General features: G+C 36.4%; 3 protein-coding genes. All 3 read right to left on the bottom strand.

What is annotated here, in order from left to right:
• The coding region (locus Q5O73_RS08800) for a glycosyl hydrolase family 18 protein (RefSeq protein WP_302669499.1) at positions 1-2,558 on the bottom strand (2,558 nt) is incomplete at its 3' end.
• Positions 2,559-2,761: 203 nt separating this feature from the next.
• Positions 2,762-3,610, bottom strand: coding sequence for an undecaprenyl-diphosphate phosphatase (locus Q5O73_RS08795; RefSeq protein WP_302669498.1), 849 nt, complete (start codon positions 3,608-3,610; stop codon positions 2,762-2,764).
• A 23-nt stretch (positions 3,611-3,633) separates the two neighbouring features.
• Positions 3,634-5,574 (bottom strand): efflux RND transporter permease subunit, encoded by a 1,941-nt coding sequence (locus Q5O73_RS08790; RefSeq protein WP_302669497.1) that lies wholly within the window; start codon positions 5,572-5,574, stop codon positions 3,634-3,636.
• Positions 5,575-5,628 lie beyond the last annotated feature (54 nt).

The raw sequence follows: 5,628 nt of genomic DNA, 5'->3' as shown, positions 1-5,628 counted from the left end.
GTAATAATGTTGATTAATCCGTTAGCAAATCTCTGTGCTGCTGCCTCACTGTTGATTTCAATTCTGCCTTCAGCACCACCTACAGAAATAATAACATGCTGTCCCTTAGCCTTTGCGTCCTTAATATCCTGTATAAACTGTGCCTTTGTATATCCTCCAAGTTCCTTACACAAGTCACTGTCTAGTTCAAATGTAACCTCTCCCGGAGTTGATGTGTTTCCTGTAAAGGCAACACAAATCATATCATAATATGTAGGAACATCACTTATCTTAAGTGCCTTTGAGCCATTTAAGAAATTATGCCAGTATCCTGTAACCATATGCTGTGGTAACTTACCATTTACAGTATAATTATCCTCTGTTGTCTGTTCTTCTCCTGATCCCTTAGTTGTTTCAGGATTACCTGCTACTAAGTCAGTTCTTTCCTTCCAAAGTGTACCTGCTAATATTGGTGACCAGCCTGAATTTGAAGTATGACCATATGTACATTCATATACTTTTCCTTCATACTGAACAAGAACTCCAAGTTCATATTTAACACTGCCAGGTGACCATACAGGATAATCTCCTGTGGCTGCCTTTGTTGTAGAATCCTCTTTTGTTGTAACATTATCCTTTGATGTTACAACTTCACCTTCTTTAGTTGTAACGTGTGTATCATCTTTTTTAGTTGTTTCAGTCTGGGCCGGGGTTCCATCTGAGTATAACACGGTTTTGCCCATCTCTTCACCATTTTCTAATGCCTTTGATGTCATATAGATTTCTGAAATATCAGATGCCTTAGCTGTTCCTGATGTTTTCAAAGTAAATGTAAGAGAATCACCCGGTGCAAATTTCTTTGAACTCCATGCTGGTGGAGTAATAATTGTATATCCATTTCCGCTGGAAATTGTTCCACCTGACTGCCAATCTCCTGTAAGAATCTCCCCGCTCTTTGTCTTAAAGTAAAACGTAGGATATGCCACTGACTCACCAAATGTTTCTGCCTGTGGCAATGCTGCCTTATCACCTGAAGGGTTAGGCAATGTTGCCTCACTTGATTCAGTAAGAGTGTTATTGTTTTTTACAGTAAATGTATATGCACTGCCTGATGTTGCAATATCCACTGAAATGTTATCCTTCTGTGGAATTACAATTTTCTGGTTTGGAAGGCTTGCTGAACCATATAAAGAATCCTTCATAGTCTTAGTTACTGCATTTGTGCTGTCTAATGAAGCCATCCATGAAATAAGACCACCCAGACCTTTTTTCTTTACATAATCACCTTTTGCAGCAACGGATCTTTCATTGTCACATGTAAAGAAATATCCTGTTTCTGCACTATAGTAATAAGCTGCCTGAGCCTTTTCGTCATAATATTCTTTTAATTTGTACTGACTGATAAGAGTATCAATATCGCCATATGCATATGTACCACTTGTAGTTCCGTCAGCTGCCTTAACACTGTTAGGTGTAGCTGTTGCATAAAGTCCCGGGTTGTCAGGATCTAAGCCGTCATTTTTAACTTCTGCCCAACCTCTTGTATACGGTGCAACACCAATTACTACCTTAGACATATCAACTTTATCGCCATATGTATCTTCTAAATATTTAACACATGTATCTACTGAGAACTGCGCATCTTTTTGCTTGTCATGATCATATGAATCGTTAGTATATAAAGCTGTCTGGTGAGCTGTATATCCGTTCCACGCACCATTTAAGTCATATGTCATCATGTTGGCAAAATCTACTGTCTGTAAAACTTTGTCATATTCGATTTTTGCCATCATAGCCGGTGATGCTGACATGGCACATGATAATTCATAATACTTACCATCTTTTACACTATACTCATCTAAAGTATTTCTAAGTTCCTGCATAAGAAGTGTAAAGTTCTTTGTATCTGCCTCTGAGCCTTTACATCCTTTATCAACAGTTACTCCGTTTCCTGTAGGATCCGGGTCTCTGTCTGCTGTAGGATACTCCCAGTCAATATCTACGAAATCATATCCGTAATAATGAACAAATTTTGCAATATTCTGCGCAAACTTTTTTCTTGTTTCTGCAGTTGATGCAAGTTTAGGAAATGCTCCTGATCTTGTCCACCCACCTACGGAAATACCGATTTTCATATTAGGGTACTGCTGTCTTAAAAGAAGCATTGCTCCTAATACACCGGCATATAAAGATTCTGAGCCAACGCTGTATCCAACATTAGGATTATCAAAATCTGCCCAGTAATCACAAACATTTAAATTACCTTTTTCATCCACGTCCATAAATGCGAAGTTTAAATGTGTAATTAAACTTCCGTCAATTTTACTTGGATAGAAATTCTTCTGTCCTGCATAAACTGACCATTCACCGTAATACATTACGTTACGGTAAGTTGCCGATGAAGCCTTGTTTTCAGCTTTCAATTCAGCAAGAGTCTTTGTGGCAGCCTTTACATCTGTCACACTGCTTTCTGAAACTGCTACATAACCACACATAAGGTTAAACACCATTACTATGGTTAAGACAACACTCCAGACACGTCTTGTGATTGATTTCTTTCTAAAATCACTCAATTTCATTGTTCCCTCCTTAATATTTAACAAAAATAATTACGAAATCTATTATATGTTAGCACTTTTAACTAAATCTTTAAAGCCATTTTACCAAATTTATCCTCAGAACTGGTAAATTGCACAAATAAATACAAGAAAAAACAACTATAAACAAAAAAAGTTCCAACCTAACGTAAAATCAGATTGAAACCTTTTCATATTAATTAATTTTATCTAAAAAGAAAATATACTAAAACTACTGCTCCTAAAATAATTCTATACCATCCAAATATCTGGAAATCATGCTTCTTAATATATCCCATAAGGAACTTTATAACAAGTAATGAAACAAAAAACGCCACTGCCATTCCCACAATCAAAATGCTTAACTCAGATACTGTAAATAACAAACCGAATTTTAAAAGTTTTATAAAACTAAGTCCAAACATAACCGGCACTGCAAGGAAAAATGTGAATTCTGCTGCTGCCACTCTTGATACCCCAATAAGCAATGAACCGATTATTGTTGAACCTGAACGGGACGTTCCCGGGATTATGGATAACACCTGAAATAAACCAATTATAAATGCAGTTTTGTATGTTATGTCTGAAAGAGTGTTGATTTTTGGTGTTCTTGTTTTATTCCAACGCTCGACTATTATAAAAGCAATACCATAGAATATAAGTGTAATGGCTATAACTGTAGGTGTATGTAAATGTGCCTCAATAAAATCATCAAAAGCTATTGTAACAACCGCTCCCGGTATACAGGCTACTACAACCTTAAACCATAAAGACCATATATCCTTTTTAAGGATTGAGCCTTTTTTGTTAATTCCATCTTCTGTATCCTTTCTTTTAAAAGGCCACATTTTATTCCAGAACATAACCACAACTGCCAGAATTGCTCCTAACTGAATTACCACGAAAAACATTTCCTTAAAGTCACTGCTTACATTCATTTTAATAAATTCATCTACCAGTAACATATGTCCGGTGCTGCTTATTGGCAACCACTCAGTTATTCCCTCAACTATTCCTAAAAATATAACCTTTAATATTTCAATTATAAAATCCATCACTACATCCTTTCATATATAATTTACATTGCCGTTTCATCCGGAATATCATCCAAATTGTCATCTCCAACATCTATGACCTTTGGTTTCTTTCTATAGAAAATGTCATATAGAACCGGAACAATAAACAATGTCATTAATGTTGCATACAGTAAACCTGCACTAACCACTATAGCCATACTCTTTTGCATTGCATCACCGGCATTTTGTGAGAATACCATAACACTCATGGATAAAATAGTGGTAAGGGCTGTCATAAGTATTGGTCTCATTCTTGTTTTTCCCGTTCTGATTAATGCCTCCCGTTTTTCCATTCCTTTTATCCTCAGTTGGTTGGCATAATCCACAAACACTATTCCGTTATTTACAACTGTTCCCATAAGTATCATAAATCCCATAAGCGCCATGGCTGATATAGACTGACCAAATATCATAAGTCCAATCATACCTCCGGTAAATGCCAATGGAACCGTAAATATAATGATAAACGGAGATAAAATGCTTTGGAACTGTGCTACCATAATAAGATATACAAACACGAAACCTAAAGCAAGGGCTAACAGCATCTGTTTTATCATTTCCATTACCTGAGCTGATTCACCCTGAATTTCTATGTTATATCCATCCGGTGTATCATACTTTGCCAAAGACTTTTCTAACTGTCTTGACAAAAGTGTAGCATTGTAATCTTCTTTAACTTCAGCTGTTACAGACATATATCTTGACTGATTTTCCCTTCTTATGCTGTCGACACTTTCTCCCTTAATCATTTTTGCAAACTTAGATAGCTTATAGGTTTTATTTACATCTTCTCCTGATGCATTTTTAGTTGTAGATGTAATTTCCGTATTCATGAGATTTTCAACATCCGGCTTATCAAGGTCATTTATTACATTAACATCCATATCCTTGTTATCCACAGTAATTGTTACGGCTGTTTTGTCTGTTTTTATCTTTGCCGCTAACTGCTGGTAAATCTGTGCCGTTGTAAGCCCATATCCTGCCGCTTTATCTTTATTTATTTCTAAATGTATCTGTTTATTTTTCTCACTGATGCCATCTTTTACATTTTCTGTTCCCTTAATGTCTTCCATCATTTTTTTAACGTCTTTGCTGATAGACACAAGTTTATTCTGGTCATCACCATATATATTTACCTGAAGTCCGTTACCGGAAAGACTTGATGTGTCTCCTAGGGCTGAAGATGACACCTTAAGTTCTTTGCATTTTATATCTTTAGCGTTGTCCTCAATTTCTTTTATAATTTTCTTAAACTGACCTGTAGTTTTTATGTCTTCATCAGTTATTACACTAAATGTAAAGGAGGTATAATTTCCACCGGCTCCTCCTAAAACAGATGATGTGGCGCCGGCATTTCCATCCATGGCACCTACCTTGTCAATTCCCTTAACCTTAAGTATGGCATCCATTACCTTATCAGCTGTGGCATATGCCTCTTTCTTTTCTGTGTCATCATCTACTGTAAGACTTACTGAAATTTGGTTGCTTACCATGTCATCCATCATTACAAGCCCCATTCTAAATGCCTGCACAACGCATATTACCAGCAGTAAAACAGAGATTATAAGAGGGATTGCCTTATGCTTCAAACATTTCTCTAATACCTTTCCGTAGTAATTATTTACTTTGTCATATAACTTATGCTGTTTTGTTTTTGTGTTTTTTAAAACTGTTGCACTAACAGTAGGAACTACAGTCATTGCCACAATAAGGGATGCTATAAGGGCATATGAAATGGTAAATGCAAAAGGCATCAGTAAATCACTAATCATTCCCGTAACATATACCATAGGAAGGAATACACTTATGGTAGTTAAGGTTGAAGCCACAATAGGTGCTGCCACCTGTTTAGTACCCTGTACCGCAGCTCTTGGTGCGGATATGCCATGTCCTCTTAACCTGTAAATATTTTCCATTACAACAATGGAGTTGTCTACTAACATTCCTATTCCAAGACATAAGCCTCCAAGAGACATTACATTTAATGTGATGTTGGT

This window comes from Eubacterium sp. AF15-50 (assembly GCF_934835595.1).
Classification (GTDB): Bacteria; Bacillota; Clostridia; order Lachnospirales; family Lachnospiraceae; genus Eubacterium_G; species Eubacterium_G segne.
The sequence above is the reverse complement of the archived record's forward strand: the minus strand, read 5'-3'. Positions and strand labels throughout refer to the sequence as shown.

Excerpts from the sequence above, each read along its gene's own strand:
- Q5O73_RS08795 (WP_302669498.1), bottom strand. The coding sequence starts at position 3,610 with ATGGATTTTATAATTGAAATATTAAAGGTTATATTTTTAGGAATAGTT.
- Q5O73_RS08790 (WP_302669497.1), bottom strand. The coding sequence starts at position 5,574 with ATGTTAGTAGACAACTCCATTGTTGTAATGGAAAATATTTACAGGTTA.